Below are 13,466 nucleotides of genomic sequence, written 5' to 3'. Positions count from 1 at the left end.
CGATATCATGGGGAGAGACATTTTACTTATGAATGATTACGATGGAAATCATTTTGATTTTCGATATTAAGGAGATGACAAGCTATGATTGAGCTTTTAGAGGGTAAATTTTTTAAAACCTTCATCGCCGTCATGGAAGAAAAAAACTTCAGCCGCGCCGCTGATCGGCTGGGGTATGTACAGTCGACAGTCACCAGCCATATTCAGCTTTTGGAGCAGGCTTGCGGACAGCGTTTGTTTCACCGGCTGTCAAGAGGTGTGAAGCCGACACCGGCCGGTTTGAAGCTAAGTAAATATGCCTATCAATTTATTCATTTAGGCAGCACCTTGGAAGAAGCGATGAATGAACTGGATCAGCCGCAAGGAACCGTCCGCATCCGCATGCAGGAATCGTTTTTTCTGACGCGCACGTCTCTCCTGATCCGGGATTTTATTAAAGAATATCCAAAGATTAGATTGCAATTGGAAAACGGGTTTCAGCACGATATCGTTCAGCAGGTGCAAAATCATGCCGTCGATTTCGGAATCGTACCGCAAAATCCGAATAGGCCCGACATCTTTTTTACCCCTTTGCTCGAAGAAAAGCTGGTGTTCATCGCTTCCAATGATCTCGCTGAAAAGGTTGAAACTGAGAGCCTTGGCGCTCTTAGTCGTGAAACATTCATCAGCTTCGGCACAAGCTGCGTCTACCACACAAAAGCGGGCAGATTATTGCAAGATGCCGGGATTGAAGGAAACAGCGCCCTGGAATACCCAAGCATCGCCATGATCAAAGAGGCGGTAAAATGCGGCATCGGCTTTGCCTTCATTCCTGAAATCGCAGTCAAACAAGAACTTGAAGCCAAGCAATTCAAACTGCTGCCTGTGACTGCCCCGATTGTCTCCACCCACGGGCTCATCGTCCATCAAGACAGAGAGCTGAGTCTGGCGGCGTCTTTATTAAAGGAAAAAGTAATCGGCTATTTTTGTAACGATGCTGAAAAAAGCCCGACAAATTAAAAACTGCCGGGATTTCCCGGCAGCTTCCATTACGATTGTTCCAGCTCCTCGATCATCAGAGACAGCTCGGTCCAGCGCTCCATTGCCGCATCGAGTTCTGCGGCTGTTTGCGCCTGCTCTTCCATCAACGTCTGAATCTTGGCGAAGTCGCTGCCGGCGGCGGCGATTTCCTCTTCAAGCCGTTTATGCTTTTCTTCCAGAGCGGCGATTCTGTCTTCGATGCCGTCCCATTCCAGCTGATCTTTATAAGATAGCTTCTTTCTTTTCTTTTTCTCAGGTTTGACAGGTTCTGCGGCTTCAGGCGCCGGCTTTTGACGGCTGGTCTCCTTTTGCTTCTCCATATATTCGCTGTATGAACCTTGAAAACGCGAAACGTTTCCGCTGCCTTCAAATACAAGCAGCCTGTCGACGACACGGTCAAGGAAATAGCGGTCATGGGAAACGGTCACGACAACGCCGGGAAACTGTTCCAAATAATCTTCCAGCACTCCGAGCGTCTCGGTATCAAGGTCGTTTGTCGGCTCATCAAGGAACAGGACGTTCGGCTCTTCCATCAGCACTTTCAAGAGATAAAGGCGCCTCTTTTCTCCGCCTGACAGCTTGCGAATCAAGTTGCGCTGCATGCTCCGCGGAAAAAGGAACCTTTCCAGCATCTGCTCAGCTGTGACCACTTGTCCGTCGGCCGTTTTGACGACCTCAGCCGTCTCCTTAATGTATTCGACGACCTGCAGCGCATCGTTCATTTCGCTGTGATCCTGTGTATAGTATCCGATTCTTACAGTCTGGCCGATCGTGATCTGCCCTCCATCAGGCTTGACGCGGCCGGCAAGCGCGTTTAAAAGCGTAGTTTTGCCGATCCCGTTCGGTCCGATGATGCCGATCCGGTCCCCGGGCACAATCAGTTCATCGAATGAACGGACAAGCTGATTGCCGCCGCGGCTGATGTCAACACCTTCCCCTTCAATCACCTGCTTGCCGAGACGGTGGGAGCCGATGGCGAAATCAAGGGAAGAGCCGGTTTCAGGCGCATCTTGTTCCTTTAGTTCCTCCACCCGCTGAATTCTTGCTTTTTGTTTTGTCGAACGGGCTTTGGCTCCTCTTCTCAGCCAGGCAAGCTCCCTTCGGAGAAGGTTTTGCCGCTTCGTTTCGCTTTGTTCGGCGAGCGCTTCTCTTTCGGCCCGCTTTTCCAAAAACACTTCGTAGTTCCCTTTGTATGTGTATAGGCGCCCGCGATCCAGTTCATAGATCCTGTTTGTCACCCGGTTTAAAAAGTAGCGGTCATGGGTGACGAGGACGACGGAGCCCGGATACCCGCTCAAATAGCCTTCAAGCCATTCGATCGTTTCATTGTCCAAGTGGTTTGTCGGCTCATCCAAAATGAGGAGGTCAGCAGGCTGAATCAATGTTTTCGCAATCGCAACCCGCTTTTTTTGCCCTCCTGATAGCGAGCTTACTTCTTTTGCCACATCCGCGACGCCAAGCTTCGTTAAAATCGTTTTTGCCGCTGTATTCGCGTCCCAGGCGCCGTGTTCGTCCATTTTCCCCTGTGCCGCCAGCAGGTTTTCCTGCTTCTTCGGATCATCAGGCGAAGCATTCAGCTCCTGAAGCGCCTGCTCATACGCCCTCATCGTCCGCATCATCACGGAATCTCCCGAATAAATGTGCTCAAGTACGGTTTCCGGACCGTCCAAATCAGGATCCTGATCCAAGTACTCGATATGGAGGCTGCCAGGCTTGGTGATGTCTCCTTTTTCGGTCGATTCATGGCCCGCGATCACTTTCAGCAAACTGCTTTTTCCCGTTCCGTTCGGTCCGATCAAGCCGATCCGTTCGTTTTCTTCAATATGAAACGATATATGGTCAAATAATGTTTTATCTCCGTAAGTTTTATATAAACCTTCCGCTTTAAAAATGCTCATCTGTCTACCAATCCTAACGTAATGTCATAACCTTATTTTAATGCAGATGATGCAAGAAAACTAGTGAGAGCTTTTTCACGGACATTACAGGAAGACGGCCGGAAGCCAGAAATATACGCTGATCACGATCAAGACGACACCTGCGATATTGAGCCAAAAACCCGCCCTGACCATGTCCTTCATCGTCAGCAGATTGGAGCTGAAGACGGCCGCATTCGGCGGGGTAGAGATCGGGAGCATAAAGGCGCATGATGAAGCAAGCGCAGCTGCCGCCATCAGCCCGTACGGCTCAACCTGAAGCGCGGCGCCAAGACCGATCGTCATCGGAATCACCATATTGGCGACAGCCGTATTAGACATGATTTCGGTCATAAATAAAATCGCAGCCGTCAAAATGATCAGTACAAATAAGTAAGGATGGCCTTCCAACAGCTTGAGCTTGCCGCCGATCCATGCCGTCAGATTGGTCGCCGAAAAACCGGCCGCAAGCGACAAGCCGCCTCCAAACAACAGAAGCAGCCCCCATGGCAGCGTCTGCATATCCTTCCATTCCAAAATCCGTTCATCCTTTGTACTCGGAATTAAAAACAGCAAAACCGCTCCGAAAATCGCAATCGACGTATCTGAAATTTGAAACGGCAGGATGAATTTGAACATCCACAAACATGCGGTCAACAAAAAAACGGCAAAAACCGATTTTTCCTCCCTCGTCATTGCGCCAAGCGCCTTTAAATCATGATCGATAAAATCAGGTTTTTTTCCTTGAAAGGCGCTCACTTTAAATTTTATTTTCGTTAAATAAACATATAAAATGGCAAGAAACAGAACGGAAACCGGGAACCCGAATAAAAACCACTCAAAAAACATAATTTCGTGATTGAGCATCTGTTTGGACATCGCGGCAAAGACCGCATTCGGCACGGAACCGACCAATGTCGCAAGTCCGCCGATCGAAGCCGCATACGCGACAGCCAGCAAAATGCTTTTGCTGAACTTCTGCAGCGATTCGCCTTTTAAAATTTCTTTTTCCTGCACTTCTTTAATAACTGCAAGCGCTACGGGAAGCATCATCAAAGCGGTGGCAGCATTCGAAATCCACATCGATAAAAATGCCGTCGCCGCCATCACGCCGAGCACGATTCGATGGCTTTCAGCCCCGATCCGCTTCAAAATATGCAAGGCCATCCGTTTATGAAGATTCCATTTTTCGATGGCGATCGCAATGATAAATCCCCCCATATACATAAACACAATCGGATCGCCGTATGCTTTGGCCGTCGTTTCCATATCTAAACCGCCCAATGTCGGCAGCAAAATGACTGGCAAGAGCGATGCCGCCGGAATCGGCACGGCTTCCGTAATCCACCAGACGGCCGTCCAACCTGTAACCGCAAGAACGATCCGCGGCGCGTAAGCCAACTCAGCTTCCGGTATCAAGCCGAGAATCAGCAAAAAACTGATCGGCCCCAATAACAATCCGGTCAGTTTAGTCGGTGTATATACTCTCATTTACCCCTTCCCCCTTTGAAAGCGATTTCCCATTCATCACTTTCGCTTCGCCCGGGGAAAATTCCTCTAAAAAATTTAAAATAAAATTTAAATTAATGTATGACACTGAGCCTAGAAATTGAAAAGTACAACTTTTCTATTAAAAAGTCACTCAGAGGCTGAAAGCAAATTTTTTAGCGCTTTTCCATATAAATTCATCGGGACGCTTTCTCCATTAATAAAATTGAATATCGCAAGACCATTTTCAAGTGAAAAAATAGTCCAAGCGATTTCTTCCGAAGATAGCGTAACCTCATGATTCTCTTTCAACATTAGTTTCGCGACAGACTTGGAGATCCGGTCCACAGACTCCCTGATCATGCAAGACCATTTGTAGCGCACTGACTCATTACGCATCACATAAAGAAGAAATTCCATATTTAAAATCATCCACTTTTGATTTTCTTTCACCACTGAGACAAAATGATCATTCATTGTTTCAATAAAATATGAAAGTGAATGCTGATTATTTATGATTTGATCGATGTTATTCACTTGTAAATTCATTTGTTGTTCCAATAAGGCCAGAAAGAGCTCTTCCTTAGATTTAAAATTGGAGTAAACCGCTCCTTTGCTAAATCCGGCATGTTCAGCAATTTTTTCAACAGAAGCCCCATGAAAGCCAAGCTCCGAAAAAATCTCAACAGCCGATTCTAACAACAATTGACGTGTTTCCTCTTTTCGCTCTTTTTGGGTTAGCCTTCTTCTAAGCATTCTTCTTCCTCCTCTTATTAACAATCATACTGTTCAGAATTAACATACCATATAGTATGTATATTCTGAAAGGTATCACTAGCACTTCACTAAATCAACGTGTGGCCATTAAAAAGAGGAGAAGAATGATGCAAATTGAAAATAATATCAAAACGGATAAACGACCTGTGTCCATCATATTGTCAAAAACCATTAAAACAGGAATTATTAAATCTAACCTTATTCCGATGTTTTCTGGATTAACATTATCTTTATATACTTATAAAATCAGCCTTTCTGAGAAATTACCAGAAATATTTTTTGCATTAATTGGGTCTATTTTAGTAATGGGAGCGGCAGGAGCTTTTAACAACTTATATGACCGGGATATAGATTCTATTATGGAGAGAACCAAAAACAGACCAACCGTTACAGGAGAAATAAAGCCTAAAACAGTTCTATGGCTCGGTATCTTTATGATGATTTTTGGTGTAATAATCCTTGGTTTCACCACCTCTCTGGCAGCACTCCTAGGGTTTCTAGGATTGTTTTTTTATATTGTCCCGTATACCATGTGGAGTAAGAGAAGAACAGTTTACAATACAGAGGTCGGGAGTATCGGCGGAGCTATGCCGCCTCTTATTGGATGGTCAGCTGTCTATCCGGACATCACACATCCTGCTGTTCTCGGTCTTTTTGTGACATCTGTGATATGGCAAATGCCTCATTTCTATGCTATAGCCATTCGAAAAAATGATGAGTATAAGGCTGCGAAAGTTCCAATGCTCCCTGTTATCAAAGGAGTTAAAAGAACATATATACAAACTAATATTTATTTAATCATCCTTATCGGGACAAGTCTCCTTTTTATTTCTTTGAGCCTCGGCATTATGCTTGTTTCCCTTATATTAGGTGTCATATGGTTGGTTCTTAGTGTGTATGGTTACAAAAAAATGGATTCAGAGAAATGGGCAAAATCCATGTTTATTTACTCTCTGATTCATATGACAATTCTTTTTTCGACTGTCATTATCTATTCTCTTATCGGAGTTATTTTCAATATATAGTTATTTGATTTCGTCTCTTTTACACGTTTGAAGGAATTGCAGTGTGACGGGAAAGAGCATACTCATGAGCCATATTTACGGCAGTCATTTCAATCGCTAGTGTAGTAGTGTTAGTAAAAAAACTGCCGACACATTGTCAGGCAGTTTTTTTCTATCTCTAGTCTTCAAAATGATGTTCCGCCATCTTGGCGAGGTTATGCGCGTTGCTGCTGATCTCCTGCATGGTGGCGGAAATTTGTTCAACGCCGGCGGCCTGGCCGCTCGTATGTTCATTGATGACTTCGATCGAATGCTCAAGGTCTTTCAATAACGCGTGGATTTTCTTCGTGATTTGGTCAATCTGCCCGACGTTTTCTTTTGAGTGTGTCGCGAGCTTGCGGATTTCGTCGGCGACGACGGAGAACCCTTTTCCTGACTCTCCGGCTCTCGCCGCTTCAATCGCCGCGTTCAGTCCGAGCAGGTTGCTTTGATCTGAAATGCCTTTTACGGTAACTGAAATTTTCTCAATTTCTCCGGCGCTTTCACTGACTTCTTTCGCCTGCTTGGAAATGTCGGACATTTGTCCGGAAAACCCGCTGACAGATTCGGCGATATCCTGAATGGCTGAGGCCGTCTGCTCGACGATGACCGACAGGCTTTCTGCGACGCGGTGAAGCTGATCCGATTTTTCAAGACTCGTACCGAGTCCGACTCCGCCGATAACCCTTCCGTTCTCGTCATGGAGCGGGATCGCTCTCGCCGCAAGAGGGAAGCCGAACAGTTCCTTAGGCACCATGCTCACTTTCTTTTTGTTTTGGCGGATAGCGTCTGTAATAATATCGCCTTCCTGCAAAGGATCACCCGCTTTAACATCAAGGGAAAATGTCTTTCCCGGAATGTTGACGATCAGCTTTTCAGTATCGTAAATCCCCACTGTCACATCGTCCTGAATCAGCTGATTCAGAAACGGCGCCACTTTCACAAAAGCATCCAGCAGCGGGTGGATGTCCGTTTTTACTGCTTCATTCATGTATCAAATCCTCCTTTTAATATGGAAAAATCCTTTTCTGGTGCTGGACGGAAATCCATTTTAATGTCGTAAATTCGTCAAGGCTCCACTCGCCGTTCAGCCTTCCGATCCCCGATTGCTTTTCACCGCCGAAAGCGACATGTGGCTCGTCGTTGATCGTTGTGTCATTGACATGGATCATGCCCGTCTCGATTTGCTTCGCGATGGCAACGCCGCGCTCCACATTTCCCGTGTGTACGGCTCCGCTCAGTCCGAACGAAGTGTCATTCGCGATCTCAACCGCTTCTGCTTCGGTCTCAAACGGCATGACGCACACAACCGGGCCGAACAGCTCTTCCTTGGCGACAGACATGTCAGACGTGACATCCGCAAGAATCGTCGGCTCGACGAGATTGCCTTTAATATCGCCTTTCAGAAGCGGTGTGGCGCCTTCTTCGATGCCTTTCTCAATCGATTTTCTTAAATGTTCAGCTTGGCGTTCATTAATGACAGGGCCGATCACAGTTTCAGGATCCAGCGGATCACCCGTTTTAAACCCGGAGATTTTTTGGCTGAACAGCTTTAAAAATTCCGGATACACTTCTTTTTGAACGAGAATCCGGTTGGCCGACATGCAGATTTGCCCCTGATGTGTGAAGCGGCTGAAAGCCGCGGCATTGACAGCGTATTCCAAATCGGCATCCTCAAGAACGATCAATGCGCTGTTTCCGCCGAGTTCAAGCAACGGTTTTTTAAAATGTTTGATCGCCAGCTGCCCGATATAGCTGCCGACCTTCGTTGATCCGGTAAACGAGATGATTCTCGGAATCGGGTGCTCAACGAAGCTGTCGCCGATTTCCCCGATATCCGTGACGACAACATTCAGAAGTCCCTCCGGAAGACCGGCTTCTTCAAAAATCTTTGCAATCAGCGTGCCGCCGCAAATCGGTGTTTCTTCATGCGGCTTTAAGACAACGCCGTTCCCTGCGCCAAGCGCAGGTGCAACCGATTTTACAGATAAAAAGAACGGAAAGTTGAACGGACTGATGACACCGACCACTCCCGCCGGAATGCGGTATATCCGATTTTCTTTCCCATCAACCGGTGAAGGGAGAATTTTACCTTCCATTTTGAGCGGGAAACCTGCCGCTTCTTTGATCATATTGACGACAAGATCGATTTCAAAAGCCGCTTTCAGCCGTGTTCCGCCAAGTTCCTCCATAATGAGGTACACGATCGCTTCTTTATTGTCTTCAATATAAGCCGCGGCTTTTTCTAAAATCGCTCTTTTTTCATAAGGATTGACGTTATCCCATTTCTTTTTCGCCTCAAGCGCAGCTTTGTACGCCGCATCGACATCCTCCCGCGTCGCTTTCCGAAAAGAGGTAATCGTTTTATGGGTAAAAGGATTCAGATCGGCCAAGACGCTTTCACTTTGGCCGTCTCTCCATTCCCCTCCTATGTATTGACGGTTGAGGTCAGTTATTTGAATCATTCAGTCCATCTCCTATCAAACAGTTTTGGGAAAAGTTAGACTACATCTTATGTATCGGCAGTCTTTCAAGAAAATTCAATCTCATGAGTCTTTTGGATATAAAAAAAGATTTTACCGATAAATCGGTAAAATCCGGAATCGATCATCAAACTCTGTTTTCATAAATCTGAAACAGTCTGACATTTGTCTTTTCATCTTTTTTCAGCTGATGTTTAAGGCATGATCACTCAGTAAATTTGTAATTTTGATATACAACAGCAAATTTCTTTTTCTTATTTAGCTTATGTAACTTGATTGTACTGTATATTTCTGATGTAAAAGATGCATATATACCTGAAATACCTAGTTTCCATTTATACGAACCTCTTGCATTCATATCATACCCTACCTTTTCAGCTTTACCGTCAGGAACCGATGTAGAAGAACTTGTGATAATCATTAAAGGATCTATTCCAGATGTTCCACTATCGGATGCATACCTCATTTTCAATCCAAAATTCCCCACTGTATAGTGGTTTCGTAGCACTAAAGATCCTAATGTGATGCCAAGGGATTTCACACTAACCCTACATGTAAATCTTCTAGCACCATATTTTTTTTCGAGTACATTTCCTTTTGAAAAATCATATCCAGAAGTCTTTACTAATTCATCTTCAGTTGACTCTATAACATCGGAAGACTCTAATTCAATAGTCGTCCCCATGCCTAAATCTATTTCTTTATTTTCACCTAATTGAACATCAACTTCACTTAAAGTATTTTGTACTCGCTCTCCTACTTCTTCAAGATATTCAGTCTTCTCCTCATCAGTTGAATCCTCCAAAGCTTGGATAAACTTTTGTTTTTTAACTTGTTTTGATAAATCATCACTTTTATCAATTTCAAAAATTTTTTCTTCCAAACTTAAACCTTGCGTTTTTTCCTTTGCAATGGCAGTCCCATAGGCAGTAGGGAACACTAGCAAAAAGGATACTAATAATAAGAATCTCTTCATTCAAATCACCCTCCGAATAAAGTAATTTTTTTAGGTGTATTTAACTGGAATTCTATTCAACTATTGTTAATATTATCATGTATAATACTTAGAGACAATAACAAATCGGAAAAAATATACTTTAATTGCATTTATATTAAAATATACTTTTAATTTTATCTTTCTTCTCTATAAAATTTATTTTTTGATTAAAATGTGTTTTAAGATAATGCTCCTTTTTATGATTAACATAATATAACAAATGAATCATTTTTTTGAAAAAACACCTTTTTTTTTAGATGCACATGTGTTAAATTATTGTTACATATGAATAAAATAAATGATCCAAACCAATTAATCTTAATTGCAAAGGCACTTGGAAACCCAATTCGCTTACAAATTCTAACCATCTTATCAAAAGGAGGTTGCTATGTTAGTGAGCTTGCACGCAAGTTAGAAATCAATAGGACATTACTTTATTTGCATCTAACCAAGCTCGAGGAGACAGGAATTATATTTAGTGAAATGAAAGTTTCATTAGATGGTAAAGCTCTTAAGTACTATTATCTAAAAGAATTTTCCTTTACGATTGATAATGATTTAATCGAGAATTTGGGGAAACAACAATCTACAGAATGTAAGGAGACTAAAGATGGGGACAGTTGATATTATCACAATTTTAATACCAGTATACTATTTTGTAATGGCAGCACTTGTCATTGCGGGTATCGTTGCCTTAACAAAGGTTGTCAAAAGATATTTAAGGAACGGCAAATTGGCCGAAGAGAAATTGAGACTTGAAAACGAGGAAATAAAGGATATCAAACAGCGGCTTGAGAAAATTGAAGCCATACTAAAAGACGTAGAATAAAAATTTTTCCAATTCAGTCATCTGTATGATGGGGATTTGTTTGCAATAATCTTCCCCTCAAGATGATATCCAGCTGAATGACTTGATTGGGTGACGGGCTTAATGGTTCGTTTTAATGTACCACTTTAGTGGCAAGCTCAAAGGTCTTTTCTTATTTTTGCTTCCTTTTCTTGACCTTTTCATATACAAAGGATCCCATGTATCTAAATCCCCACGCGACGATATCATCTTCGATCTGATTTCGTATATATGTTTCTATTACTTTTTGTTTCTTCCTGCTTTATCTACGTAATGTCCAGCACACCGAAAATACCGACTCGTATCTGTATTTCAGATTTGCGTGCCGTTTGGAACCCTAGGCCCTGCCTCGGGTTTTCTTTTCCACAAAAAAAGATTTTACCGATAAATCGGTAAAATCCGGATACAAAGGGGAACAGCACCATCTTAGTTTTTCTGCGCAAGGTAAACGGTTGTGATCAGCATTGATAAACATTGCAGGATATATAAACCTGTTATTAAGAAAAATGAAAAGGAAATCCCTTGGAAAATAATTGCCAATGTCCAGGCCATTAAAATAGCCGCCATTGTAATGTTCCAGGAGAGCGCCTTAGCCTGATAATTAATTTTCTGCTGGCGTTCATCGAACAGCCTCTCTTTTTTTCCAATCCGTCTGTTTACACTGTAAATAATTGCGATCCCGAGCACGCCTATTCCTAAACCTGCTAAAGCGATCAGTGTGTTTGTCATCGTTTCAGTCAATATTTTCATCCCCCTCAAAAATAAATAAATCTTCAATCAGACATTCAAAAATTTGAGCCAGTTTATGCGCCAGAACAAGTGAAGGTTTATACTTCCCCTTTTCAAGGGAAATCACCGTTTGCCTTGACACATCGAGCCTTTTAGCCAGTTCTTCTTGTGTCATGTTCAGCGAAGTGCGCTTTTCCTTTATTAACGTTTTCATCTTTCCTCCATCAGAATGTAAAGTTTACTATACGTAAAGTATACTTAACAAAAAATCAGGTGTCAAGTTAACTTTACAAATAAAAAAAGATAGACAAAACAGACTTTCGCCTGTTCATCTATCTTTTTACTTCACGATTTCTTTTTACGCCCCTAAATCGACATTATGGTAAACTTGCTGAACGTCTTCCAAATCTTCCAGCGCGTCAATCAGTTTTTCAAACTGCGCGCGCGCATCCTCAGGAAGGGCGACGTCATTTTGCGCGAGCATGGTCAGCTCGGCCACCGTGAACTCTGTGATGCCGGCGTTTTGCAGCGCCTCCTGTACGGCGTGGAACTGATCGGGCTCGGCATAGACGATCACCGCATCGTCTTCTTCTAAAATATCACGGACATCAATATCCGCTTCCATCAATAATTCGAGCGTCTCATCAGCCGTTTTGCCTTCAAAACCGATGACGGCCGTCGGATCAAACATGTAAGCGACAGATCCGCTCACACCCATGTTTCCGCCGTTTTTGCCAAATGTGGAGCGCACATCGGCAGCCGTGCGGTTGACGTTGTTTGTCAACGCGTCAACGATCACCATCGCTCCGTTCGGCCCGAAGCCTTCATAGCGCAGTTCGTCATAATTTTCTTCAGAACCGCCCTTCGCTTTTTCAATCGCCCGCTCAATAATCGCTTTCGGGACATTGTATGTTTTGGCGCGCTCTAGCACGAATTTCAGGTTCTGGTTCAGTTCGGGGTCGGGCTCTCCCTGCTTTGCCGCCACATAGATTTCGCGGCCGAACTTGGCGTAGATTCGGCTCGTATTCGCATCCTTGGACGCTTTCTTCTCTTTTATATTGTTCCATTTACGGCCCATGATGTAACCACTCTCTTTCAACATTGAATCTTTCATTCACAAAATCTATTATACCGCAGGGCCGGGCGATTTCATCAAATTGATGCATCGAATTTACGACATTTTTTTGGAAATCCGTCTTAAGATGCGAGTTTTCCGCTGTCTTTCTTCTGCTCTTTTTTCAAAACAGTAATGAAAATTCCTGCAATTACAAACACGATTCCGGTCAAATGAACCAGTGTGAATTGCTCCTTCAAAATGACGCCTGAGAGCACAACGGCCGATACGGGGAGAACCGAAGTGAAAATCCCGGAAACGCTCGCCGGCACTTTCGTCACGCCGTTGTACCATAAGTAAAAAGCAAGCACCGTAACAATCAGCGCGTAATAAAGGACATATGACCAATCAAGAAGTCCGGGAACGCTAAAATCAAACGAGACAGCCTCAATGACCGCAAACGGCAGAAAAAACAAAAAACCGAACAAGGAAACAAACGCCGAAATCGCCAATGCGGAAATATGGGGCGACAGCAATTTTGCCATTAGCGTAAACATCGCTTCACCGATCACTGCGGCCGCGATTAACAGATTTCCCATCAATGCATAAGGGCTCCCCGCTTCGCCGCCGGCCCCGAACAGGTTGATCGCCATCACGCCGATAACGGCCAGCACGATGCCAGCGGCCATTCTCTTTTCTATTTTTTCTTTTAATAAAAAGAAAGCCAAAATACCGACAGCCATCGGCGTCGTGCTCGTAATAATGCCGCTTTCCATCCCCGTCGTCAGCTTAACCCCGTAAAGCATGCAGATGCTGAACAGAAAGACACCCGTAAAAGACTGCAGCAAAAGAACAAAGACATCTTTTTTCGATAGAGCGGGAATGCCTTTCTCAATCCAAAAAAGCAAGATCATTAAAACGGCAGCCGCGATAAAAAAACGAATGCCTGACGACAAAAACACCGGAATCGTCTTCACCATCAGCTTGCCGACAACAACCGAACTCCCGACGATCGCCATGGCGAGAGCTAAAGAAAAATAAACTGAAATTGGGTTCCGCATAAGGTTTCTCCTGTCATGATGTATTTAAAATCCTTTTTAAGTTTAACAAAA

General features: G+C 43.9%; 14 protein-coding genes. 4 read left to right on the top strand and 10 right to left on the bottom strand.

What is annotated here, in order from left to right; translation table 11 throughout:
- Positions 1–84 precede the first annotated feature (84 nt).
- Positions 85–999 carry a LysR family transcriptional regulator gene (locus tag ACH97_RS15980; RefSeq protein WP_020450505.1) on the top strand — a complete coding sequence of 305 codons (915 nt, stop codon included), beginning with the start codon at positions 85–87 and terminating at the stop codon, positions 997–999.
- A 29-nt stretch (positions 1,000–1,028) separates the two neighbouring features.
- Here the strand turns inward: ACH97_RS15980 and ACH97_RS15975 are convergent, their stop codons facing one another.
- The 3 genes from ACH97_RS15975 to ACH97_RS15965 form a co-directional block, all read right to left on the bottom strand.
- Positions 1,029–2,918: an ABC-F family ATP-binding cassette domain-containing protein gene (locus tag ACH97_RS15975; RefSeq protein ID WP_020450504.1), complete on the bottom strand. Its 1,890-nt coding sequence runs from the start codon at positions 2,916–2,918 to the stop codon at positions 1,029–1,031.
- An 84-nt stretch (positions 2,919–3,002) separates the two neighbouring features.
- A complete protein-coding gene (locus ACH97_RS15970; protein WP_020450503.1) occupies positions 3,003–4,427 on the bottom strand; it encodes an SLC13 family permease in 1,425 nt (474 codons plus the stop codon).
- A 147-nt stretch (positions 4,428–4,574) separates the two neighbouring features.
- Positions 4,575–5,180: a TetR/AcrR family transcriptional regulator gene (locus ACH97_RS15965; RefSeq protein WP_020450502.1), complete on the bottom strand. Its 606-nt coding sequence runs from the start codon at positions 5,178–5,180 to the stop codon at positions 4,575–4,577.
- A gap of 128 nt (positions 5,181–5,308) precedes the next feature.
- Here ACH97_RS15965 and cyoE point away from each other — a divergent pair, with 128 nt between their 5' ends.
- Complete coding sequence (gene cyoE, locus ACH97_RS15960) at positions 5,309–6,226, top strand: heme o synthase (protein ID WP_023855785.1); 918 nt, start codon at positions 5,309–5,311, stop codon at positions 6,224–6,226.
- A gap of 157 nt (positions 6,227–6,383) precedes the next feature.
- Here the strand turns inward: cyoE and ACH97_RS24520 are convergent, their stop codons facing one another.
- The 3 genes from ACH97_RS24520 to ACH97_RS15945 form a co-directional block, all read right to left on the bottom strand.
- Entirely contained in the window at positions 6,384–6,785 is a 402-nt protein-coding gene (locus tag ACH97_RS24520; RefSeq protein WP_373367318.1) for a methyl-accepting chemotaxis protein, read from the bottom strand.
- A gap of 466 nt (positions 6,786–7,251) precedes the next feature.
- A complete protein-coding gene (yfmT, locus tag ACH97_RS15950; RefSeq protein WP_020450499.1) occupies positions 7,252–8,709 on the bottom strand; it encodes a benzaldehyde dehydrogenase in 1,458 nt (485 codons plus the stop codon).
- 223 nt (positions 8,710–8,932) lie between these two features.
- Positions 8,933–9,703, bottom strand: coding sequence for a hypothetical protein (locus ACH97_RS15945; RefSeq protein WP_020450498.1), 771 nt, complete (start codon positions 9,701–9,703; stop codon positions 8,933–8,935).
- A gap of 306 nt (positions 9,704–10,009) precedes the next feature.
- On the opposite strand from ACH97_RS15945, the gene ACH97_RS15940 reads away from it, so the two are divergent.
- Positions 10,010–10,348 (top strand): ArsR/SmtB family transcription factor, encoded by a 339-nt coding sequence (locus ACH97_RS15940; RefSeq protein WP_041817423.1) that lies wholly within the window; start codon positions 10,010–10,012, stop codon positions 10,346–10,348.
- Positions 10,335–10,553, top strand: a complete 219-nt coding sequence (locus ACH97_RS15935; RefSeq protein ID WP_020450496.1) for a hypothetical protein — start codon at positions 10,335–10,337, stop codon at positions 10,551–10,553. The genes ACH97_RS15940 and ACH97_RS15935 overlap by 14 nt, the downstream gene beginning before the upstream one ends.
- A gap of 444 nt (positions 10,554–10,997) precedes the next feature.
- On the opposite strand, the gene ACH97_RS15930 is transcribed toward ACH97_RS15935, so the two are convergent.
- From ACH97_RS15930 to ACH97_RS15915, 4 genes are all read right to left on the bottom strand, one after another.
- On the bottom strand, positions 10,998–11,321 hold the full coding sequence (locus ACH97_RS15930) for a DUF2178 domain-containing protein (RefSeq protein WP_229105622.1): 324 nt from the start codon (positions 11,319–11,321) through the stop codon (positions 10,998–11,000).
- Positions 11,305–11,514, bottom strand: coding sequence for a helix-turn-helix transcriptional regulator (locus ACH97_RS15925; protein WP_020450493.1), 210 nt, complete (start codon positions 11,512–11,514; stop codon positions 11,305–11,307). The genes ACH97_RS15930 and ACH97_RS15925 overlap by 17 nt, the downstream gene beginning before the upstream one ends.
- Before the next feature lie 144 nt (positions 11,515–11,658).
- Complete coding sequence (locus ACH97_RS15920) at positions 11,659–12,378, bottom strand: YebC/PmpR family DNA-binding transcriptional regulator (protein ID WP_003179658.1); 720 nt, start codon at positions 12,376–12,378, stop codon at positions 11,659–11,661.
- 119 nt (positions 12,379–12,497) lie between these two features.
- Positions 12,498–13,415 (bottom strand): DMT family transporter, encoded by a 918-nt coding sequence (locus ACH97_RS15915; protein ID WP_079289168.1) that lies wholly within the window; start codon positions 13,413–13,415, stop codon positions 12,498–12,500.
- Positions 13,416–13,466: the final 51 nt, after the last annotated feature.

Source organism: Bacillus paralicheniformis, assembly GCF_001042485.2.
GTDB classification, from domain to species: Bacteria; Bacillota; Bacilli; order Bacillales; family Bacillaceae; genus Bacillus; species Bacillus paralicheniformis.
The sequence above is the reverse complement of the archived record's forward strand: the minus strand, read 5'-3'. Positions and strand labels throughout refer to the sequence as shown.